The organism is Cellulomonas citrea, from assembly GCF_009829685.1.
GTDB classification, from domain to species: Bacteria; Actinomycetota; Actinomycetes; order Actinomycetales; family Cellulomonadaceae; genus Cellulomonas; species Cellulomonas citrea.
In genome coordinates this window covers 1-19,925 of sequence record NZ_VWSD01000049.1, presented here as the reverse complement: position 1 = coordinate 19,925, position 19,925 = coordinate 1, and the positions used below count along the sequence as shown (strand labels likewise).

The following is a 19,925-nucleotide window of genomic DNA, read 5'->3' as shown; positions in this document are numbered from 1 at the left end:
CGGCTGCCGGCGCACCCGCACCGGAGCCCGGTGCCGCGCTCTTGCGCTTGTGCGCGGCGTGGTACTCGCGGTCCTCCGCCTTGGGCGTGGGGCCACGCCCCTCGAGCGCACGACGGCGGTTGCCGCCGCTGCCCACCGAGGGGGTCTTCTTCGCGCCCGGCTTGCGGGTCGCCCCGCGCCGCTGCGAGTTTCCGGCCATCAGCTGTCCTTCCCGGCAGCCAAGGTCCACCGGGAGCCACCGGCCGAGTCCTCGACCGCGATGCCTGCGGTGATCAGCCGGTCGCGGATCGCGTCGGCCGTGGTGAAGTCCTTCTGGGCGCGTGCCTGGGCCCGTGCCGCCAGCTCGGCGACGACGAGGGAGTCCAGGGCGGACGCCGTGCGGTCGTCGCTCCCGACCGCCCACCGTGCCGGGTCCAGCCCGAGCACGTCGAGCATGGCGCGCAGCACCGTCGCCGTCGCCAGACCTGCGGCGCGGTCCCCCGCCGCGAGCGCGGAGTTGCCGGCGCGCAGCGTCTCGTGCACGACGGCGAGGGCCGCCGGCACGTCGAGGTCGTCGTCCATCGCGGTGACGAACGCCGGCGGCAGCTCGACCTCGTCGATCGGTTCGGCCAGCGCACCGGCCCGTTCGACGAACCCGGCGAGGCGCTCCCAGGCGGCGGCCGCATCGGTGAGCGTCTCGTCGGTCCACTCCAGCATCGAGCGGTACCGCACCGCGACGAGGGCGTACCGCACGACGGCGGCCGGCACGCTCTCGAGCACCGTGGACACGAGCAGCCCGTTGCCCAGCGACTTGCTCATCTTGGTGCCCTGCTGGGTGACCCAGCCGTTGTGCAGCCAGTAGCGGGCGAACCCGTAGCCGGCGGCCTGCGACTGCGCCTGCTCGTTCTCGTGGTGCGGGAACCGCAGGTCGAGCCCGCCGGCGTGGATGTCGAACGAGTCGCCCAGGTAGCGGCGCGCCATCGCGGAGCACTCCAGGTGCCAGCCGGGCCGGCCGCGGCCGTAGGGCGTGGGCCAGGACGCCGTCGCCGGCTCCCCCGGCTTGCTCGACTTCCACAGCGCGAAGTCGTGCGCGTCCCGCTTGCCGGCACCGGCGTCGGGTGCCGGCTCCATGTCGTCCACCCGCTGGTTGGTGAGCGAGCCGTACGAGGGCCAGGAGCGCACGTCGAAGTAGACGTCGCCGTCACCGGCCGCGTAGGCGTGCCCGCGCTCGACCAACGTCTCCATGAGCTCGACCATCGCCGGCACGTGCCCGGTGGCCCGCGGCTCGTAGGCCGGCGGCAGCACCCCGAGCGCGTCGTAGGCCCAGGTGAAGGCGCGTTCGTTCGCCGCGGCGAAGGCCCACCACTCCTGACCGGCCTCGGCCGCCTTGGCCAGGATCTTGTCGTCGACGTCGGTGACGTTGCGGATGAGCGTCACGTCCTGACCGCAGCGGCGCAGCCAGCGCACGAGCACGTCGAACGCGATGGCGGACCGCACATGGCCCACGTGCGGGGGCGCCTGCACCGTCGCACCACACAGGTAGATGCCCACCTGACCGTCGACCAGGGGCACGAACGGGCGGACCGTCCGTGTGACGGTGTCGAACAGGTGCAGGTTCACACCGACGAGGGTACCGGCGTTGCCGTGGCCGCCTCGGTCGCGGGGCGTGCGGCCGCCAGCAGACGACGGCCCGTCTCGTGCAGCGCCTGCGCCAGCGCACCGGTGTCGCCGTCGACGAGCCACACGAGGACGGCCCCGTCGATCTCGCGGACGAGCATCCGGGCCACGTCCTCGACCGGCACCGACCAGGTCAGACCGGCCCGCTCGGCGAGGACCGGCAGGAAGGCCCGGGCGTGCGCCAGCTTCGAGGCCCGCTGCGCGGCGGCGATCCCGGCCAGCTCGGGGTCGCGCAACGAGGCGACCGTGAGCTCGTAGCCGAAGAGCTGGCGCCGCCGGTCGGCCACGACCTCGGCGAGGTAGGTCTCGACCAGCGAGGCGATGAGCTGGGCCGGCTCCCGGTCGCCCCCCACGGCGAGAGCCGTCGCGAGGCCGTCCTCGTGGTCGTGGGCGGCGACCGCGCGCATCATCTCGGCCTTGTCGGTGAAGCAGTAGTGCAGCACCCCGAGCGAGACCTGGGCCTCGGCGGCGACCGCGCGCATGGTGACGTTCTCCAGGCCGTCCCGGGTGGCCACCGCGAGCGCGGCCTGGACGATCTGACGACGACGCTCGTCGATCGGCAGCCGGGTCATCTGGTCCTCCACGTGCTCGTCCGGTCGTCGACCGGCGAGCCAGCATCACACCACGGGCGCCCTGTCAGCGCATGTCGGAGGGCTCGCGAGGGGCGACGAGGGCGGTCGCGATCGCGGCCACCCCTTCACCCCGACCGGTGAGGCCCAGACCGTCGGTGGTCGTGGCCGAGACGCTCACCGGTGCCCCGGCCGCAGCCGACAGGGCCTGCTCGGCCTCGTCGCGGCGCGGGCCGAGCCGCGGGGCGTTGCCGATCACCTGGACGACGACGTTGCCGATGACGTACCCGGCTGCCACGACGCGACGCGCGGCCTCGGCCAGCAGCGTGGCGCCGGCGGCCCCTGCCCAGGCGGGGTCGGCCGTGCCGAAGTTCGACCCGAGGTCGCCCAGACCGGCGGCCGAGAGCAGCGCATCGGCGGCGGCGTGCGCGGCGACGTCGGCATCGGAGTGCCCGGCGAGCGGGCGCTGACCGGGCCAGCTGAGGCCCGCGAGGTGCAGGCAGGCGTCCGGTGCGGGGTCCGGGTCGTAGGCGTGCACGTCGACGCCGATGCCGGTGCGCGGCAGCCCGGTCACGAGGCACCCGCGAGCAGCTGGGCCAGGACGAGGTCCTCGGCCGTGGTGATCTTGGCGGCGCGACGGTCCCCCGGCACGACCCAGACCTCGACACCGAGCTCCTCGACCAGGCCGGCGTCGTCGGAGGCCGCCGCGCCCTCGTCACCGGCACGCGCGTCACCGGCCGCATGCGCGCGGTCCAGCAGCGCCCGTTCGAAGCCCTGCGGCGTCTGCACGCTCACCAGCTCGGCCCGGGGCACGGTGCCGACCACCTGCCGCGCCCCGTCGGACGTGGGCTCGGCGACGCGTTTGACGGTGTCCACCACCGGCAGCCCGGGCACCACGGCGGGCCGCCCGTCCCGCACGGCGGTCACGACGCGGGCGACGAGGCTCGCGGGCGCGAAGGCGCGGGCGGCGTCGTGCACGAGCACCACGTCGACCTCGGGCCCCACGGCGGCCAGCCCGGCCGCGACCGAGGCCTGCCGGGTGCTCCCGCCCTCGACGACCCACAGGTCGACGTCGGGTCCACCGAGCCCGGCGAGCAGCGACCCGGCGCGCTGCACCAGGCCCTCGGGCACGGTGACGACGAGCTGGACGACCCGTTCGCCGGCGTCCGTCGCGGCCTCGACGAGGGCGCGCGCCGCATGCACCAGCAGCGGCGCGCCCTCGACCTGGACGAACGCCTTCGGCTCGTCCCGGCCCAGCCGGGTGCCGCTACCGGCGGCGGTGAGGATGGCGGCGACGGTCACCGCGGATCAGGAGGCGAGGACCTCGTCGAGGATGGCCTCGGCCTTGTCCTCCTGCGTGTGCTCGGCCAGGGCCAGCTCGGAGACGAGGATCTGGCGCGCCTTGGCGAGCATGCGCTTCTCGCCGGCGGACAGCCCACGGTCGGCGTCCCGGCGGGACAGGTCGCGGACGACCTCGGCCACCTTGATGACGTCACCGGAGGCGAGCTTCTCGAGGTTGGCCTTGTAGCGGCGCGACCAGTTGGTCGGCTCCTCGGTGTAGGGCGCACGCAGCACCTCGAACACCCGGCCCAGACCCTCCTGGTCGACCACGTCGCGAACCCCGACCAGGTCGAGGTTCTCGGCAGGGACCTGGATGGTCAGATCACCCTGGGTGACCCGCAGCGTGAGGATGACCTTCTCTTCACCCCGGATGGTCCTGGTGGCGATCTCCTCGATCAGCGCTGCTCCGTGGTGCGGGTAGACGACGGTCTCCCCAACGGTGAAAGTCATCTGAAGATGTCCCCTTCTCGCGGACACCCAGGATAACACGCGTCGGGCGCAGCGGCCCAGGGACGACGACCATCTGCCCAGGTCAAGGGCCTGATCCAGATCCCCGAGGAAGGCCTGGGGCGATGCGGCGAGCGCGCTGGGCAGGAACGCGGCACCCCGCTATCCTCGCGAGAGAGGTGGGACCTTGGTCCTGCCGCCGTCGACCGACACCTGGAGCCCGTCGTGACCCGTCGTCCCCCCGCCCTCCCGCTGCGCCTGGTCGGCGCCGGTCTGGCCGGTCTCGTGGCCCTCACCGTGTCAGGCTGCTCGGCCGTCAACCAGGTCACCACCAACACCCCGTACGCACTGTCCGACGGGGTGCGGACCACGCTCGGGCCCGTCGTCGCCGACAACCTCCTCGTCGTGAGCGCGGGCAAGGGAGAGCCCGGGGTCGTCTCGGGGGCGCTCACCAACAACGGCACCGATCCCGTCCAGGTCACGCTCACGGCCGCGGGCGAGAAGACGGGCAGCACGCTCCGGGTCGACGCCGGCGGCACCGTCTACCTGGGGACCGGGACCGACCTCGGCGAGACCGTTCCGGTGGCCTCGGTCGACGCAGCACCCGGCCAGGTGGTCGCCCTCACCCTCGCGGCGCCGTCGGCCGGCACGACCACCGTCCAGGTGCCCGTGCTCGACGGCACGCTGCCGCAGTACGCCTCGCTCGTGCCGACCCCGACGCCGACCCCCACCCGCTGAGGACCCCCACCCGCGGAGCAGGACGGCCGCCCGCGCCGGACGGCGCAGGCGGCCTCGATGCGGTCGGACCGGCCCGATCAGCCGAAGCGGCCGGAGATGTAGTCCTCGGTCGCCTGCTCGCGCGGGGACGAGAAGATCGTCGCGGTCTCATCGATCTCGATGAGCCGCCCCGGCTTGCCGGTCGCCTCCAGGTTGAAGAAGCCGGTGCGGTCGGACACCCGCGCCGCCTGCTGCATGTTGTGGGTCACGATGACGATCGTGTACTCCGACTTCAGCTCGGCGATGAGGTCCTCGACCGCCAGCGTGGAGATCGGGTCGAGGGCCGAGCACGGCTCGTCCATGAGCAGCACCTGCGGCCGGACCGCGATGGCCCGCGCGATGCACAGCCGCTGCTGCTGACCGCCCGACAGGCCCGAGCCCGGCCGGTCCAGCCGGTCCTTGACCTCGTTCCACAGGTTCGCGCCCCGCAACGAGGCCTCGACCAGCTCGTTCGCATCGGACTTGTTGATCCGCTTGTTGTTGAGCCGCACCCCCGCCAGCACGTTCTCCGCGATCGACATCGTCGGGAACGGGTTGGGGCGCTGGAACACCATGCCCACCTGGCGACGCACGGCCACCGGGTCCACCCCCGCGCCGTACAGGTCGACCCCGTCGATCTCGACGGTGCCCTGCACGCGGGCGCCGGGGATGACCTCGTGCATCCGGTTGAGGGTGCGCAGGAAGGTCGACTTGCCGCAGCCCGACGGGCCGATGAGCGCGGTCACGCTGCGCGGCGCGATCGACATGTTCACGCCGGCGACCGCCAGGAAGGACCCGTAGTAGATGTTGAGGTCCTTGGCGTCGATCCGCTGGGACATGGCTGGTGCTCCTTGGTGCAGCTGAGGTCAGGACCGGGTCTTGGGGGAGAACAGGCGGCTCACGCCGCGGGCCACGAGGTTGAGCAGCATCACCAGGAGGATGAGCGTCAACGCGGCGGTCCAGGCGCGGTCGTAGTTGATGGTCGGGATGCAGCTGGCGTCGCCCGGGGTGCAGGCCACCAGACCGCTGCCGTACTGGTTGTAGACGAACACCGGCAACGTCATCATGTTGCCGCTGAAGACGTTGTTGTTGATCGAGTTGGACGCACCCACCGTGATGATGAGCGGCGCGGTCTCCCCGATCACGCGGGCGATGGCGATCATCACGCCCGTGGTCAGCCCCGCCACCGCGGTGCGCAGCACCACCCGGACGATCGTGAGCCACTTGGGCACCCCGAGCGCGAGCGAGGCCTCCCGCAGCTCGTTCGGCACCAGCCGCAGCATCTCCTCCGACGACCGGATCACCACAGGGACCATGAGCACGGCGAGCGCGACCGCACCCACGATGCCGCTGCGCGAGTCCGGGCCGACCAGCAGGTAGAAGAGGGAGAACGCGAACAGACCCGCGACGATCGAGGGGATGCCGGTCATCACGTCGACGAAGAACGTGACGGCCCGCGCCAGGGCCCCTGTGCCGTACTCCACGAGGTAGATCGCGACGAGCAACCCGATCGGCACCGAGATGAGCGTCGCCCAACCGGTGATGAGCACCGTGCCGAGGATCGCGTGGTAGGCGCCCCCGGCGTCCATGCCGCCGAAGACGTTGCGCATCGAGTGCAGCAGGAAGTACCCGTCGAACCGGCCCAGGCCGCGCACCAGCACGGACCAGATGAGCGAGACCAGCGGGAGGATCGCCAGCGCGAACGCCAGGTAGACCAGCACCCGCATGACGACGTCCTTGCGCTTCCGGGCCGGGTCGACCTGGGTGAGCGCGCGTCGCAGCGCCTCGGTGCTGTCGGGGACCTGCTCGAGCGTCGCCATCTCAGTTCGCTCCCGAGAAGTCCTTGCGCCGCGCGACGATCGCGCGGGCCGCCATGTTGACGACGAGGGTGATGACGAACAGCGCCAGGCCCGTCGCGATGAGGGCGGAGACACCCATCGCGTTCGCGTCGGCGAACTTGGCGGCGATGTTCGCCGCGATCGTCTGCTGCTGGCTCGCCACCAGGAGCTTGAAGGAGTAGAGCATCCCGGGCGACAGCACCATGAGGACGGCCATCGTCTCGCCGAGCGCGCGGCCCAGGCCCAGCATCGCCGCCGAGACGATGCCGGAACGGGCGAACGGCAGCACGGCCATCCGGACCAGCTCCCAGCGCGTCGCACCGAGGGCCAGGGCGGCCTCCTCGTGAAGTCGCGGGGTCTGCAGGAACACCTCCCGGCTCACCGCGGTGATGATCGGCAGGATCATCACGGCGAGCACGAGGGCCGCGGTGAGCAGCACACGCGGTGGGTTGGACGCGTTGCCGTTGGAGTCACCGGCGAACAGCGGGATCCAGCCCAGCCAGCGGACCAGGAAGTCCCACACCGGCTGCAGCACCGGTGCGAGCACCATGACGCCCCACAGGCCGTAGACCACCGAGGGGATCGCCGCGAGCAGGTCCACGAGGTAGCCCAGCCCGTTCGCCAGCCGGCGCGGTGCGTAGTGCGAGATGAACAGCGCGATGCCGATCGCGACCGGGACCGCCATCGCGAGGGCGGCGATGGCCGCCAGGACCGTGCCGAAGACCAGCGGCCCGATGACCGTCCACAACGACTGCCCCGCGCCGATCCAGCCGACGTCCTGGGAGATCGCGTCGCCCGCCTTGAGCGCCGGCAGCGCCCGGACCACCAGGAACGCCGCCACCGCGGCCAGGACCAGCAGGATCAGCACGCCCGAGGCGATCGACAGGTAGCGGAAGCCGCGGTCCATGCCACGGTCCTTGGCGCGGGAGGCGCCCGGGGGCGTCGGCTCCGCGGCCGGGTGCGGGGTGCTGGTGAGCGTGGGCGAGGCCACCGGTCTCTCCTGTCGGTGCGCGGGGGTGGGGCGGACGAGGTGCGTCGGGCGCCGGGTCGCAGCTGCGACCCGGCGCCCGACGTCAGGTCAGCCCTTGGCCTTGATCGTCGCGATCGCCGACAGGACGTCCTTGCGCAGCGTGTCCGAGATCGGGGCCGACCCGGCAGCCTTGGCCGCCTGGTCCTGGCCGGCCGAGCTCACGACGTAGCTCGCGTAGCCCTTGACCAGGTCCGCCTGGGCGGCCGTGGCGTAGGTGTCGCAGACCCCGAGGTAGGAGACCAGGATCGCCGGGTAGGCACCGGCCGCGGTCGTCGTGCGGTCGATCTTGATGGCCACGTCGTTGTCGGCGCGCCCGTCGGTGTCACGCTTCGAGGCGTCGACCGCAGCAGCGGCAGCGGCGGCCGTCGGGGCGACGAACGCCGACCCGACCTTGACCGAGACCTTGCCGAGCGAGCCCACGGCCGAGGCGTCGGCGTAGCCGATGGTGCCGGTACCGGCCTGGATGCCCTGGACCACCGCGGAGGTGCCGTTCTGGCCCTGGAAGGTGTCCTTGGTCACCGGGAAGGTGTTCGTCACGTCGTAGTTCCAGACCGACGGGGCGGCCTTCTTCAGGTAGTCCGTGAAGTTCTTCGTGGTGCCCGAGTCGTCCGAGCGGTAGACCACCGTGATCGGGCCGGAGAGCGTGGCCTTCGGGTTGTCGGCGGTGATCGCCGGGTCGTTCCACGTGGTGACCGCGCCGGAGAAGATCTTGGCGACCGTGTCCGCGCTCAGGTTGAGCTCGGTGACACCCGGGACGTTGAAGGCGATCGCGATCGGGGAGATGTAGACCGGCAGGTCGATGGCCTTGCCACCCTGGCAGGCGGTCCCCGAGGTGGCGATCTCCTTGGTCGGGTCGAGCGCCGCGTCGGTGCCGGCGAAGGCGAGCGAGCCGTCGAGCAGGCCCTTGCGGCCCGCCCCGGAGTCGCTCTTCGTGTAGTTGATGGTGGCGTCCGGGTTGGTCGTCTGGAACCCGGCGATCCAGGCCTGCTGCGCCTTGTCCTGGGCGCTCGATCCACCGCCGTTGAGGGTGCCGGAGAGCGCGGGGGCGGCCGAGCCGCTGGAGCTTGCCGCGCTGGACCCGCCGGTCGCGTTGTCGGAGCCGCAGGCTGCCAGGCTCAGGGCCACGAGACCCGCAAGGGCCGCCGCGGTCATGGTTGCGTGCGTGCGCTTCACTGTCGTCCGTCCTGTCGTTCAACGGACGCACACGGCTCGGTGCGTCCGACACCGACGGTAGGAAGGGCAGATGACTGGCCCCCCGGCAGCGGATGAACGCAGAGTGAACGCTGGACGACGACTGCGGGCCGCCGGCGCGGGGGTCAGTCCTCGGGGTCGGCCAGCTTGTAGCCGAGCCCGCGCACCGTGGTGAGCAGCCGCGGGTTCGCCGGGTCCTGCTCGACCTTGGCGCGCAGCCGCTTGACGTGCACGTCGAGCGTCTTGGTGTCACCCACGTAGTCCGAGCCCCAGACCCGGTCGATGAGCTGGGCGCGGGTGAGCACCCGGCCGGAGTTCTCCAGCAGCAGCTCCAGCAGCTCGAACTCCTTGAGCGGCAACGAGACCAGCTGGCCGCGCACCCGCACCGTGTGCCGCTCGACGTCCATCTCGATCGGGCCGAGCGCGAGCACCGCCTCGTCACCGTCCTCCGACGTCCGCTCGGACCCCGAGCGGCGGCGCAGCACGGCCCTGATCCGGGCCAGCAGCTCACGGGAGGAGTACGGCTTGGTCACGTAGTCGTCGGCGCCGAGCTCGAGCCCGACGACCTTGTCGATCTCCGTGTCCTTGGCCGTGAGCATGATGACCGGGACGTCGCTCGTGGCCCGGAGCCGACGGCACACCTCGGTCCCGGACAGCCCGGGCAGCATGAGGTCGAGCAGCACGATGTCCGCACCACCGGCGGCGAACCGGTCGAGCGCCTCCGGTCCGGTCGCCGCCTCGACCACGTCGAAGCCCTCCCGCTCCAGCAGATAGCTCAACGGGTCGCGGTAGGACTCCTCGTCCTCCACCAGCAGGACGCGTGTCACGCCTGGCTCCTCAGGGGCTCGTCGACCGCATCACGCGGTCGGGGGTGCGGGACGGCCGAGGGCGGACCCTCGGCGCGGGGCAGGCGCAGCGTGAACGTCGAGCCGCGCCCCGGCTGGGACCACACGGTGACGTCGCCACCGTGGTCGTTCGCCACGTGCTTGACGATGGACAGCCCCAGGCCGGTGCCGCCGGTGTCCCGCGAGCGCGCCGGGTCGACGCGGTAGAACCGCTCGAACACGCGCTCCTGGACCGACGGCTCGATGCCGATGCCCTCGTCGACCACGCTGATCTCGACGACGTCGCCCGACTGGGTCACGCCGACGCTCACCGCCGTGTGCTCCGGGGAGTACGCGACGGCGTTGTCGAGCAGGTTGCGCACGGCCGTGACCAGCAGGTTGCGGTCGCCGGAGACGGTGAGGCCCCCGGTGCCGCCCACCCGCAGCCGGATGTGCTTGGCATCGGCGGCCGTGCGTGCGCTGTCGGCCGCCTCGGCCACCACCTGGTCGACGTCGACCAGCGTGATCTCGTCGAGGGCGCCGGCCACCTGCAGCCGGGACAGCTCGATGATCTCCTGCACCAGCCGGGACAGCCGCGAGGCCTCGGTCTGCATGCGCGCGGCGAACCGGCGCACCGCCTCGGGGTCGTCGGCCGCCCCCTCGACGGTCTCGGCGAGCAGCGCCAGGGCGCCGACCGGGGTCTTGAGCTCGTGCGAGACGTTGACGACGAAGTCGCGACGGATCGCCTCCAGCCGACGCGCCTGGGTGAGGTCGTCGGCCAGGACGAGCACGAGCTGGCTGGTGACCGCGGCGACCCGCACGCTCACCCGCAGCGCCGCCGAGCTCATCGGCCCGCGCGGCAGGTCGAGCTCGGCGTCCTGGATCACACCGTCGCGGCGCACCTGCGCCACCAGGTCGCGCAGCGCCGGATGGGTGAGCGCCCCGTCACGGACCAGGCCCAGCGCGTGCGAGGCCGCCGTGGCCCGGACGACGCGTCCGTCGCCGTCGACCACGACCGCCGCCGAGCGCAGCACCGACAGCACACGGGCCACGCCCTCGTCGACGTCGGGCACGGGTTGCGGCGGAACCCGCCGGCTGCTGTGCTCGCTCCACCGGAAGGCAAGAGCCGAGACGAGCCCGACGAGCAGGCCGAGGGCCCCTGCGACCAGGGGTGCGATCTCGGGCGACTGTCCCACGGTGCCCACAGTAGGCGGCCCCCGACGGCCCGGCAGAGCACGCACCCCACCGTCGTGGGAGGAGTTCATCTGACCGCCGCGAGGAGTTCACCTGCTCGCCGCACCGCGGCCCGGTGACCGTCCGGGCCGCCGACGCGGTGCGCCGCCGTGCGCCGGGCGCCTGTGGCCGCGCAGTGTTCACCTGAGCGGGGCCGCCCGTTCACCTGGAGATGACAGGCTGTCCCGGCACCGAGGAGGGGTACATACATGCGCGACATCTTCGAAGCCGAGCTGCATCAGCTCGGCGACGACCTGGTGGCCATGGCCGGCCGCGTGAAGCGGGCCATCGAGACAGCCGGCGACGCGCTGCTCGGTGGGGACCTGGCCCTGGCCGAGTCGGTCATCGCCGACGACCTGGCCATCGACGACCTGAACCGTGAGCTCGACGAACGATGCATCCGGCTGCTCGCCCAGCAGCAGCCCGTCGCGACCGACCTGCGGGTCATCGTCTCGGCGCTGCGGATCGCGTCCTCGCTCGAGCGGATGGGCGACCTCGCCCGGCACGTGGCCCAGGTGGCCCGGGGTCGCTACCCCGAGACGGCCGTCCCGGCGCCGATCCGGGACACGTTCGCCGCGATGGACGCGGCAGCCGTCCGGGTCGCCGACCAGGTCGTGGCGCTGCTGTCCACGCGCGACCTCGCGGTGGCCGAGGCGATCGAGCGGGACGACGACCTGCTCGACGAGCTGCACGGCTCGACCTTCGCCAGCCAGCTCGGCGGCGAGTGGCACGGCAGCCCGCAGGAGACGGTCGACGTCACCCTGCTGGCCCGTTACTACGAGCGTTTCGGCGACCACGCCGTGAGCGTCGCGCGCAGGATCGTGTACCTGGTCACAGGGGTGGCCCAGGACGACTCGACCGAGCGCACGCCGGCCTGACCAGCCGGCCCGACGCCGCCGCACCTGGGGGGGTGCGGCGGCGTCGTCGTTCCCGGGGTCCGTGCCTGGGTCAGCGCGGTCCGTCAGGGCCGCCGTACGCGTCGTGCGCCCGCTCGACGGCGGCCTGCGCCGCGGCCGGGTCGAGGTAGCGTCCCTCGCCCAGCCGCAGCTGCGCGTCCGGCGCGAACACGAGCGGGGCGGCCGTCGGGACCTCGAGCTGGGCGATCTCGTCGTCGTCGATGCCGACGAGCACCTTGAGCAGGGCCCGGATCGAGTTGCCGTGCGCCACGACGAGCACGGTGCGCCCGGCACGCAGGTCCGGCTCGATCGCCTGGTGCCAGTACGGCATGGCGCGGACCGGCACGTCCGCCAGGCACTCGGCGTGCGGCACCGGCTCGCCGGCGTAGCGCGGGTCGCCGTCCTGGGCGTACGGCGAGGACGGGTCGAGCGCGGGCGGGCGGACACCGTACGAGCGGCGCCAGGTGGCGAACCGCTCCTCACCGAACTCGGCGCGGATCTGCTCCTTGTTCTTGCCCTGCAGCGCGCCGTAGTGCCGCTCGTTGAGCCGCCAGCTCGTGTGCAGCGGCACCCAGAGCCGGTCGGCGGCGTCGAGCGTGAGCAGGGTCGTGCTGATCGCGCGGCGCAGCACCGAGGTGTGCGCGACGTCGGGCAGCACGCCCCCGTCCCGCAGCAGGTGCCCGGCGGTGCTCGCCTCGGCCCGGCCGCGCGGCGACAGCGGCACGTCGAGCCACCCGGTGAACACCCCGCGGGCGTTGCCGGCGCTCTCACCGTGGCGCAGCAGGACGAGCGTGCCCGGCATGCGACCCCTTCCTGCACGGACGAAGGGCCGGTCGACGCAGGTGACCTGCGACGACCGGCCCTCCGGTGTCCGGCTGCGGCCGGTCAGCGGCCCTGGTTGGCCACGGCCTTGATCGAGGCGGCCGCGGCGTCGGGGTCGAGGTAGGTCCCGCCCTTGACGGTCGGCTTGAGGTCGGCGTCCAGCTCGTAGACCAGCGGGATGCCGGTCGGGATGTTGATGCCGGCGATGGTCTTGTCGTCCACGTCGTCCAGGTACTTGACGATCGCGCGCAGCGAGTTGCCGTGCGCCGCGACCAGCACCGTCTTGCCCGCGGTCAGGTCGGGGACGAGGTCGGAGTGCCAGTACGGCAGGGCACGGTCGAGCACCTGCTTGAGGGCCTCGGCGCGCGGGATCGGCTCACCGGCGTAGCGCGGGTCGGCGTCCTGGGAGAACTCCGAACCCAGCTCGATGTCCGGCGGCGGGACGTCGTAGGAGCGGCGCCAGAGCATGAACTGCTCCTCGCCGTACTCGGCCAGCGTCTGCTTCTTGTCCTTGCCCTGCAGGGCTCCGTAGTGGCGCTCGTTGAGGCGCCAGCTGCGCTTGACCGGGATCCACAGCCGGTCGGCGGCGTCGAGGGCCAGGTGGCCCGTCCAGATCGCGCGACGCAGCAGGGAGGTGTGGATGACGTCCGGGGCGATCCCGGCGGCCGTGAGCAGCTCGCCGCCGCGCTTGGCCTCGGCGATGCCCTTGTCCGACAGCGGGACGTCCACCCAGCCGGTGAACAGGTTCTTCGCGTTCCACTCGCTCTCGCCGTGACGGAGCAGCACCAGGGTGTAGGTCATGGGTTCATCCTGCCTGGTGTCCGCTGCGGCTGCCAGGACGTCCGGCCCGCGGGCGGGACCACACCCTGTGATGCGGTGGCGGCTCCGGGGCGGGCCGGCGGACCCGCCCCGCCCCGGAGCGCGCAGGAGCTACTTGGTGGCGTCCGAGCTGAAGTGGAACGACGCGGCCGCCGGCTTCTCGCGGTGCGGCCAGCGCTGCGTGATGACCTTGCCGCGGGTGTAGAACTTCACGCCCTCGGGGCCGTAGATGTGGCTCTCGCCGAACAGCGAGTCCTTCCATCCCCCGAAGGAGTGCCAGGCGACCGGCACCGGGATCGGGACGTTGACGCCGACCATGCCGACCTTGACCCGGCGGCGGAACTCGCGGGCCGACTCGCCCGAGGACGTGAAGATCGCGGTGCCGTTGCCGTACGGGTTGGCGTTGATGACGTCGATCGCCTCGTCCAGCCCGCTCACCCGGACGATGTCGATGACCGGGCCGAACACCTCGGTGCGGTAGACGTCCTGGTCGGTGGTCACGTGGTCGACCACGGTGGGGCCGACGAAGAAGCCGCCCTCGTAGCCCGGCACGGTGTACCCGCGCCCGTCGACGACGAGCGTGGCGCCCTGCTCCGCGGCCGAGGTGATGAGGCCCTCGATGCGCTCCTTGGCCGCCGCGGTGATGACGGGGCCCATGTCGGCGCCGGGCTGGTCGCCCGCGGTGACCGTGACGGCCCGGGCCGCGTCGGCGAGCTTGGCGACGAGCGCGTCGGCGATCGAGTCCTCGACCACCGCGACGGACAGCGCCATGCAGCGCTCCCCCGCGGCCCCGAAGGCGGCGGCCGTGAGCTGGGAGACCGCATCGTCCAGATCGGCGTCCGCGAGCACGACGCCGTGGTTCTTGGCCCCGCCGAGCGCCTGGACCCGCTTGCCCTGGGCGCTCGCGGTGGTGTGGATGTACCTGGCGATGGGCGTGGACCCGACGAAGGAGACCGCCGCGACGTCGTCGTGGTGCAGCAGCGCGTCGACCACCGTCTTGTCGCCCTGCACGACGTTGAACACCCCGTCCGGCAGCCCGGCCTGCTGCCACAGCCGGGCGAGGAACAGCGCCGCCGAGGGGTCCCGCTCGCTGGGCTTGAGCACGAAGGCGTTGCCGGTGGCGATCGCGACCGGGCTCATCCACAGCGGCACCATGGTGGGGAAGTTGAACGGCGTGATGCCGGCGACGACGCCGATCGGCTCGCGCACCGAGTAGACGTCCAGCCCGGTGGCGGCCTGGTCGGAGTACTCGCCCTTGAGCAGGCTGGCCAGCCCGCAGGCGAACTCGACGACCTCCAGACCGCGGCCGATCTCGCCCTTGGCGTCCGAGATCACCTTGCCGTGCTCGCGCGAGACCAGGGCGGCGAGCCCGTCGGTGTGCTCGACCAGCTGCTGGCGGAACGCGAACAGCACGGCGGTGCGTCTGGCGAGCGAGACCTGCGACCACTCCTCGTACGCGGCCAGGCCCGAGGCGACCGCGGCGTCGACGTCGCCGGTCGAGCCGAGCGCGACCTGGGCGATCACCTCACCGGTGGCCGGGTTGAAGACGTCCTGGGTCCCGACGCCGGTCGAGCCGACCGGCGCGCCGTCGATCCAGTGGGTGATCAGGGTCATGGGGTCGCACTCCTTCGGGGCCGGGTCCGGGCGTCCCGACCCTGCCCCCACGGCCTCGACGGTGTCAAGGTTTGTCCTGACATACGGTCATGCGGACAACAGCCGATAGGCTGGCCGCCGGACACGAGGAGGCCGCATGGGCGAACCGCTGCGCATCGACCTGGACCGCACCAGCCCGGTGCCGCTCTACCACCAGGTCGCCGGTGCGATCGAGGCCGCCATCGCCGACGGCACGCTCGCCCCCGGCCAGCTGCTGGAGAACGAGATCGCGCTCGCCGCCCGGCTCGGCATCTCCCGCCCCACCGCGCGGCAGGCGCTGCGCGCCCTCGTCGACCAGGGCCGCCTCGTCCGCCGGCGCGGCGTCGGCACCCAGGTGGCACCCGCGCGGTTCCGCCGCCCGGTCGAGCTCACCTCGCTGGCCGACGACCTGGCCCGGCACGGTCGCGCCCCCGGCACCCAGGTGCTCGAGCACACCCTCGTCCCGGCCGGCGCGCTGGTCGCGGCCGCGATGGAGGTCGAGGAGGGCACGCCCGTCGTGCTGCTGCGCCGGTTGCGCTCCGCCGACGACGAGCCGCTCGCGGTGATGACCAACTACCTGCCGGTCGAGATCGCCCCCGACGCCGACGAGCTGGCCGCCACCGGGCTGTACGACGCCCTGCGCCGCCGCGGCCGCCGTCCCCGCACCGCACGCCAGCAGATCGGCGCCCGGCTCGCCACGTCCGCCGAGGCCAGGATGCTCGGCGAACCACCGCGCAGCGCGGTGCTCACGATGGCCCGCACGGCATGGGACGAGGACGGTGCCGTCATCGAGTACGGCACCCACGTGTACCGGGCGTCGCGCTACCAGTTCGACACGACGCTCTTCACCGGCTGAACCGGGCGGACGTCACACCGTGCCGAGCGGTACCACCGGACGCCGGGGAGTGCTGGAACGCCAGTCCTCCCACCACTCCACCTGCGCTGTGACCTCGGGCCGGTAGGCGCGGACCTGCTCGACGGCCGGGGCCGGCGCCACCGGTGCCCCCGGCCGACCACCACCCCGGGTGCCGAACAGCCGCTCGCTGCTCAGGTCCTCGTCGGGGATGAGCGCGGAGTAGGCGTCCGTCCAGGGCTCCAGCCCGGCCGTGGCACGCAGCGCGCGGGCCAGTCGCAGCGGGGCGATGAAGTGCCGGCTCTGCAACCGGCGCGCCTCCTCGTCGGTGGCCCGGCGGCGCAGCCGTCCGGAGAAGTCCACGACGTGCACGAGGTTCTCGCCGTCGACCTCGCGGTGCGCGGGCAGCGGCAGCCCCTCGCGCACCGGACGCTGACCGACCACGGTGAGGTACGGGACCGGGAGCCGCGCGTCGAGCGAGGGCGCAAGGAACAGCAGCGGGGCGGCCAGCGCCTCGTCGAGCTGGTTGATCGCGTCGTCAGGGTGCACCAGCAGGTCGAAGATCGCGAAGTAGAAGGCGCCCTGTCCGTAGGTCGCCACCACCTGGCCCATCCCTGCGCGGGTGTCGTCGAGCGGGACGGCGAAGACGTCGCCGAGCTCCAGTCGTGCCTTCATCGTCCCCTCCAGCCGCGGCATCCGTTCCGCGATCGTGACTGCAGCCTATGACTTGAGTCGTAGTCACGATAACCCGCTGGGTCGAACGATCACCCTTTCGCCCGAATCGACCACCGCCGGCACGCCCGCCGGCGGGCATGACAAGGGCCCGGCACCTGCCCCGTGCCGGGCCCACACCCCCTGGGAAAGGTCGCGCGGAGGCGACCAGGAGAACCGATCAGCGAGCGGCGTCGTACGCGGCCTTGACCTCGGCCGAGATGCGGCCACGCTCGGACACGGTGAAACCGTTCTCCTTCGCCCAGTCGCGGATCGCCTGCGCGTCCGAGGAGCTGGCACGACGAGCACGCGGTGCGGAGCCCCGCGAGGAACGCCCACCGACCTTGCGGGCGTGGCCGACCCACGGTGCCACTGCCTCACGCAGCTTTGCGGCGTTCGCCGACGTCAGGTCGATCTCGTACGAGACACCGTCGAGCGCGAACGTGACGGTCTCGTCAGCGGTCGTCCCGTCGACGTCGTCCACGAGCAGGACCTGAACCTTCTGAGCCATGACTTACCTCCAGGGACGGAAAATACATCGCGGGGAATCATGACATCCGAGCATTGCTCAGTCAATCACCGTCGGGCGTTTCGGCGCGTCGGCTCTGCGCATCCAATTGCGCCTGGGCCCGACGCTCGGCGCGATCGGCATTGACCAGCGCGCGGATGACATACCAGAACAGCAGCCCGACACCGATCGACGGGATCAGCGCGGCCAGCCCCACCCACACCCCGCTCATCCGGCGATGATCGGCTTCACGAGCGGGAACAAGATCGTGTCGCGGATTCCGCGGCCGGTCATCGCGATGAGCAGCCGGTCGATTCCCATCCCCATCCCGCCCGACGGCGGCATCGCGTGCTCCATCGCCGTGAGGAAGTCCTCGTCGATGCGCATCGCCTCGTCGTCGCCACGCGCCGCGAGCAGGGCCTGCGCCTCGAACCGCTGGCGCTGCACCACCGGGTCCACCAGCTCGGAGTATGCGGTGGCGGTCTCCACGCCGCGGATGTACAGATCCCACTTCTCGACCAGACCCGGGACGCTGCGGTGGTCGCGGGTGAGCGGGGAGGTCTCCACCGGGAAATCGCGCACGAAGGTCGGCGCCCACAGACTGTGCCCGACGTGGTGCTCCCACAGCTCCTCGACCATCTTCCCGTGGTTGCGCTGCCCGGGCGCCAGCTCGAGACCGGCCTTGTCCAGGTATCGCTGCAACGTCGCGACATCGGTGTCGTGGGTGATCTGCTCACCGAGCGCCGCCGACAACGAGTCGTACATCCGCAACGTCGTCCACTGGCCGCCGAGGTCGTATTCCTCACCGCTCGCCAGCTGCATCACGGTGGTCCCGAGGGCGTCCAGCGCGGCCCGCTGGATGAGGTCGGTGGTCAGCTCGGCCATCGTGTCGTAGTCGCCATAGGCCTGGTACGCCTCGAGCATCGCGAACTCCGGGGAATGCGTGGAGTCCACACCCTCGTTGCGGAAGTTCCGGTTGATCTCGAAGACGCGTTCCACACCGCCCACCGCGGCCCGCTTGAGAAATAGCTCCGGGGCGATCCGCAGAAACAGCGGCATGTCGAACGCGTTCATGTGCGTCTCGAACTGGCGCGCCGCCGCACCCTCGGGACGCACCTGCAGCATCGGCGTCTCGACCTCGAGGTAGTCGCGCCCGTACAGGTTCTGCCGCAGCGACCGGGTCACCGCAGCCCGCATCCGCACCATGTCCCGCGACGACTGGCTCACGATGAGGTCGACGTAGCGCTGGCGCACACGGACCTCCTCGGACAGCTCGGTGCCCTCGAACAGGTTCGGCAACGGACGTAGCGCCTTCGCCGCGAGCTGCCACCCGTCCGCCATCACCGACAGCTCACCGCGCTTGGACGCGATCACCCGGCCGTGCACGAACAGGTGGTCACCGAGGTCGACGTCCGCCTTGAACGCCGCGAGCCGCTCCTCGCCCACACCGTCCAGGCTCACCATCGCCTGCAGCCGGGCACCGGCACCGTCCTGCAGCATCGCGAAGCACAGCTTGCCGGTGATCCGCAGGAACACGACGCGACCGGCGATCCCGACCTCGTCCGACGTCTCGGTGCCGGGCTCGAGGTCCGGGTAGGCCGCACGGACCTGCGCGATCGTGCGGGTCACCGGCAGCGTCACCGGGTACGGCGAGGTCCCCTCGGCCAGCAGCCGCGCCCGCTTCTCCAGCCGGACCCGGATCTGCTCGGGCTGGTCGTCGACAGGGGCGGCAGGCTCGGTCACCCGCCGATGGTATCGGCGGTGCGCACCTGAACCGCCCCCGGTGCCACCACCTGGAGCGGGACGTTGTCGATCAGCCGGGTGGTGCCCACCACACCGGCGAGCAGCAGCGTGCCCGGACCGGACGCGTCCGGTCCCATCGGGACGAACCGCTCGTCGACCAGCTCCACGTAGTCCAGGCGGTCCACCGCCGGGGCCAGCACCTGGCGGGCCGCTGCGCGCACCTCGTCGGCACCGGCACCGGCCGCCGCCGCACGCTCACCGGCCCGCAGCGCGCCCACCAGCGCCAACGCACGCTGCCGCTGCTCGGGCGAGAGGTAGGCGTTGCGGCTGGACAGCGCGAGCCCGTCGTCGTCGCGCACCGTCGGCACCGCCACCACCTGCACCGGCAGGTCGAGGTCGTGCACCATCGCACGCACCGCCGCCAGCTGCTGGGCGTCCTTCTGCCCGAACAGCGCGACCTGCGGGCGGATGCGGTGCAGCAGCTTGAGCACCACCGTGAGCACACCGTCGAGGTGCCCCGGGCGCAGCGTCCCCTCGAGCAGCTCGCCGACCGGCCCCGCGCTCACCCGCACCGCAGGGTCGCCCGTCGGGTACATCTCGGCCACCGACGGGGCGAACAGCACGTCGCCGGCCACCGCGAGGGGCTCCAGGCGGCCCAGGTCACCGGCCAGGTCGCGCGGGTAGCGCTCCAGGTCCTCGGTCGGCCCGAACTGCAAGGGGTTGACGAACACCGTCACCACCACGTGGTCGGCCAGCTCGTGCGCCCGTCGCACCAGCGCCAGGTGGCCCGCATGCAGCGCGCCCATCGTCATCACGACCGCACGCGACCCCTCGCCCTGGGCCGCCAGGGCCCGCTCGAGCCCCACACCGTCGTGCACCACATCGATCGTCACTGCAACCCCTCCAGGGTGTCCAGCAGCCGCTGCGCGGCCGCCTCGTCCAGCAGACCGGCGGCCAGCGCCCGCACCGTCGCGGCGCGCGCCAGGTCCCGGTAGGTCACGGGCACGTCCGTCGCGCCGCTGCGCGCGGCCCAGGCACCGAGCTCGGCCAGGTGCC

The 19,925-nt window shown here is 72.4% G+C and carries 22 protein-coding genes and 1 pseudogene; 3 read left to right on the top strand and 20 right to left on the bottom strand.

Annotation, left to right across the window (positions count from 1 at the left end):
• From F2B26_RS07635 to F2B26_RS07610, 6 genes and pseudogenes are all read right to left on the bottom strand, one after another.
• Positions 1-199, bottom strand: a pseudogene (locus tag F2B26_RS07635) (23S rRNA (guanosine(2251)-2'-O)-methyltransferase RlmB); the annotation flags it as partial.
• Complete coding sequence (gene cysS, locus F2B26_RS07630) at positions 199-1,599, bottom strand: cysteine--tRNA ligase (protein WP_159808022.1); 1,401 nt, start codon at positions 1,597-1,599, stop codon at positions 199-201. The gene cysS and the pseudogene F2B26_RS07635, both read right to left, overlap by 1 nt.
• A complete protein-coding gene (locus tag F2B26_RS07625; protein ID WP_159808020.1) occupies positions 1,596-2,228 on the bottom strand; it encodes a TetR/AcrR family transcriptional regulator in 633 nt (210 codons plus the stop codon). The genes cysS and F2B26_RS07625 overlap by 4 nt, the downstream gene beginning before the upstream one ends.
• A 64-nt stretch (positions 2,229-2,292) precedes the next feature.
• Complete coding sequence (gene ispF, locus F2B26_RS07620; protein WP_159808018.1) at positions 2,293-2,799, bottom strand: 2-C-methyl-D-erythritol 2,4-cyclodiphosphate synthase; 507 nt, start codon at positions 2,797-2,799, stop codon at positions 2,293-2,295.
• A complete protein-coding gene (gene ispD, locus F2B26_RS07615; protein WP_159808016.1) occupies positions 2,796-3,527 on the bottom strand; it encodes a 2-C-methyl-D-erythritol 4-phosphate cytidylyltransferase in 732 nt (243 codons plus the stop codon). Before ispD ends, ispF begins: the two co-directional genes overlap by 4 nt.
• A gap of 6 nt (positions 3,528-3,533) precedes the next feature.
• A complete protein-coding gene (locus F2B26_RS07610) occupies positions 3,534-4,016 on the bottom strand; it encodes a CarD family transcriptional regulator (protein ID WP_159808014.1) in 483 nt (160 codons plus the stop codon).
• 222 nt (positions 4,017-4,238) lie between these two features.
• On the opposite strand from F2B26_RS07610, the gene F2B26_RS07605 reads away from it, so the two are divergent.
• Positions 4,239-4,751 carry a hypothetical protein gene (locus F2B26_RS07605; protein WP_159808012.1) on the top strand — a complete coding sequence of 171 codons (513 nt, stop codon included), beginning with the start codon at positions 4,239-4,241 and terminating at the stop codon, positions 4,749-4,751.
• Positions 4,752-4,828: 77 nt separating this feature from the next.
• On the opposite strand, the gene pstB is transcribed toward F2B26_RS07605, so the two are convergent.
• The 6 genes from pstB to F2B26_RS07575 all read right to left on the bottom strand — a co-directional run bounded on the left by pstB (position 4,829) and on the right by F2B26_RS07575 (position 10,857).
• Positions 4,829-5,608, bottom strand: coding sequence for a phosphate ABC transporter ATP-binding protein PstB (gene pstB, locus F2B26_RS07600; protein WP_159808010.1), 780 nt, complete (start codon positions 5,606-5,608; stop codon positions 4,829-4,831).
• A gap of 27 nt (positions 5,609-5,635) precedes the next feature.
• On the bottom strand, positions 5,636-6,589 hold the full coding sequence (gene pstA / locus F2B26_RS07595) for a phosphate ABC transporter permease PstA (RefSeq protein WP_159808008.1): 954 nt from the start codon (positions 6,587-6,589) through the stop codon (positions 5,636-5,638).
• 1 nt (position 6,590) lies between these two features.
• A complete protein-coding gene (pstC, locus tag F2B26_RS07590; RefSeq protein WP_438939174.1) occupies positions 6,591-7,598 on the bottom strand; it encodes a phosphate ABC transporter permease subunit PstC in 1,008 nt (335 codons plus the stop codon).
• Positions 7,599-7,685: 87 nt separating this feature from the next.
• Complete coding sequence (locus F2B26_RS07585) at positions 7,686-8,789, bottom strand: phosphate ABC transporter substrate-binding protein PstS (RefSeq protein ID WP_159808006.1); 1,104 nt, start codon at positions 8,787-8,789, stop codon at positions 7,686-7,688.
• Positions 8,790-8,953: 164 nt separating this feature from the next.
• On the bottom strand, positions 8,954-9,655 hold the full coding sequence (locus F2B26_RS07580) for a response regulator (protein WP_159808004.1): 702 nt from the start codon (positions 9,653-9,655) through the stop codon (positions 8,954-8,956).
• Positions 9,652-10,857 carry a sensor histidine kinase gene (locus tag F2B26_RS07575; protein WP_438939173.1) on the bottom strand — a complete coding sequence of 402 codons (1,206 nt, stop codon included), beginning with the start codon at positions 10,855-10,857 and terminating at the stop codon, positions 9,652-9,654. The genes F2B26_RS07580 and F2B26_RS07575 overlap by 4 nt, the downstream gene beginning before the upstream one ends.
• A 237-nt stretch (positions 10,858-11,094) precedes the next feature.
• On the opposite strand from F2B26_RS07575, the gene phoU reads away from it, so the two are divergent.
• Positions 11,095-11,763, top strand: a complete 669-nt coding sequence (gene phoU, locus F2B26_RS07570; protein WP_159808000.1) for a phosphate signaling complex protein PhoU — start codon at positions 11,095-11,097, stop codon at positions 11,761-11,763.
• A 70-nt stretch (positions 11,764-11,833) separates the two neighbouring features.
• Here the strand turns inward: phoU and F2B26_RS07565 are convergent, their stop codons facing one another.
• The 3 genes from F2B26_RS07565 to F2B26_RS07555 all read right to left on the bottom strand — a co-directional run bounded on the left by F2B26_RS07565 (position 11,834) and on the right by F2B26_RS07555 (position 15,036).
• Positions 11,834-12,583: a 2,3-bisphosphoglycerate-dependent phosphoglycerate mutase gene (locus F2B26_RS07565; RefSeq protein WP_159807998.1), complete on the bottom strand. Its 750-nt coding sequence runs from the start codon at positions 12,581-12,583 to the stop codon at positions 11,834-11,836.
• Between the two features lie 83 nt (positions 12,584-12,666).
• Positions 12,667-13,404, bottom strand: a complete 738-nt coding sequence (locus F2B26_RS07560) for a phosphoglyceromutase (RefSeq protein WP_159807996.1) — start codon at positions 13,402-13,404, stop codon at positions 12,667-12,669.
• Positions 13,405-13,533: 129 nt separating this feature from the next.
• The gene (locus F2B26_RS07555; protein WP_159807994.1) at positions 13,534-15,036 is read right to left on the bottom strand and encodes a CoA-acylating methylmalonate-semialdehyde dehydrogenase; all 1,503 of its coding nucleotides are present in this window, start codon (positions 15,034-15,036) and stop codon (positions 13,534-13,536) included.
• A gap of 136 nt (positions 15,037-15,172) precedes the next feature.
• Between F2B26_RS07555 and F2B26_RS07550 the strand changes: the two genes are divergently transcribed.
• Entirely contained in the window at positions 15,173-15,910 is a 738-nt protein-coding gene (locus F2B26_RS07550; RefSeq protein WP_159807992.1) for a GntR family transcriptional regulator, read from the top strand.
• A 12-nt stretch (positions 15,911-15,922) separates the two neighbouring features.
• On the opposite strand, the gene F2B26_RS07545 is transcribed toward F2B26_RS07550, so the two are convergent.
• The 5 genes from F2B26_RS07545 to panC form a co-directional block, all read right to left on the bottom strand.
• Positions 15,923-16,582 carry a hypothetical protein gene (locus tag F2B26_RS07545; RefSeq protein WP_159807990.1) on the bottom strand — a complete coding sequence of 220 codons (660 nt, stop codon included), beginning with the start codon at positions 16,580-16,582 and terminating at the stop codon, positions 15,923-15,925.
• Positions 16,583-16,799: 217 nt separating this feature from the next.
• Complete coding sequence (locus F2B26_RS07540; RefSeq protein WP_159807988.1) at positions 16,800-17,129, bottom strand: histone-like nucleoid-structuring protein Lsr2; 330 nt, start codon at positions 17,127-17,129, stop codon at positions 16,800-16,802.
• 61 nt (positions 17,130-17,190) lie between these two features.
• Positions 17,191-17,358 (bottom strand): hypothetical protein, encoded by a 168-nt coding sequence (locus tag F2B26_RS17195; protein ID WP_201292652.1) that lies wholly within the window; start codon positions 17,356-17,358, stop codon positions 17,191-17,193.
• Complete coding sequence (gene lysS, locus F2B26_RS07535; protein ID WP_159807986.1) at positions 17,355-18,869, bottom strand: lysine--tRNA ligase; 1,515 nt, start codon at positions 18,867-18,869, stop codon at positions 17,355-17,357. The genes F2B26_RS17195 and lysS overlap by 4 nt, the downstream gene beginning before the upstream one ends.
• Positions 18,866-19,762, bottom strand: a complete 897-nt coding sequence (gene panC, locus F2B26_RS07530) for a pantoate--beta-alanine ligase (RefSeq protein WP_438939172.1) — start codon at positions 19,760-19,762, stop codon at positions 18,866-18,868. The genes lysS and panC overlap by 4 nt, the downstream gene beginning before the upstream one ends.
• Between the last annotated feature and the right edge of the window lie 163 nt (positions 19,763-19,925).

Bases quoted from the DNA above. Each gene is read 5' to 3' on its own strand.
- F2B26_RS07550 (WP_159807992.1), top strand. From the start codon at position 15,173: ATGGGCGAACCGCTGCGCATCGACCTGGACCGCACCAGCCCGGTGCCG.
- pstA (WP_159808008.1), bottom strand. From the start codon at position 6,589: ATGGCGACGCTCGAGCAGGTCCCCGACAGCACCGAGGCGCTGCGACGC.
- F2B26_RS07540 (WP_159807988.1), bottom strand. From the start codon at position 17,129: ATGGCTCAGAAGGTTCAGGTCCTGCTCGTGGACGACGTCGACGGGACG.
- F2B26_RS17195 (WP_201292652.1), bottom strand. From the start codon at position 17,358: ATGAGCGGGGTGTGGGTGGGGCTGGCCGCGCTGATCCCGTCGATCGGT.
- F2B26_RS07585 (WP_159808006.1), bottom strand. From the start codon at position 8,789: ATGACCGCGGCGGCCCTTGCGGGTCTCGTGGCCCTGAGCCTGGCAGCC.
- F2B26_RS07625 (WP_159808020.1), bottom strand. From the start codon at position 2,228: ATGACCCGGCTGCCGATCGACGAGCGTCGTCGTCAGATCGTCCAGGCC.
- F2B26_RS07545 (WP_159807990.1), bottom strand. From the start codon at position 16,582: ATGAAGGCACGACTGGAGCTCGGCGACGTCTTCGCCGTCCCGCTCGAC.
- pstB (WP_159808010.1), bottom strand. From the start codon at position 5,608: ATGTCCCAGCGGATCGACGCCAAGGACCTCAACATCTACTACGGGTCC.
- F2B26_RS07565 (WP_159807998.1), bottom strand. From the start codon at position 12,583: ATGCCGGGCACGCTCGTCCTGCTGCGCCACGGTGAGAGCGCCGGCAAC.
- F2B26_RS07610 (WP_159808014.1), bottom strand. From the start codon at position 4,016: ATGACTTTCACCGTTGGGGAGACCGTCGTCTACCCGCACCACGGAGCA.
- F2B26_RS07560 (WP_159807996.1), bottom strand. From the start codon at position 13,404: ATGACCTACACCCTGGTGCTGCTCCGTCACGGCGAGAGCGAGTGGAAC.
- F2B26_RS07555 (WP_159807994.1), bottom strand. From the start codon at position 15,036: ATGACCCTGATCACCCACTGGATCGACGGCGCGCCGGTCGGCTCGACC.
- phoU (WP_159808000.1), top strand. From the start codon at position 11,095: ATGCGCGACATCTTCGAAGCCGAGCTGCATCAGCTCGGCGACGACCTG.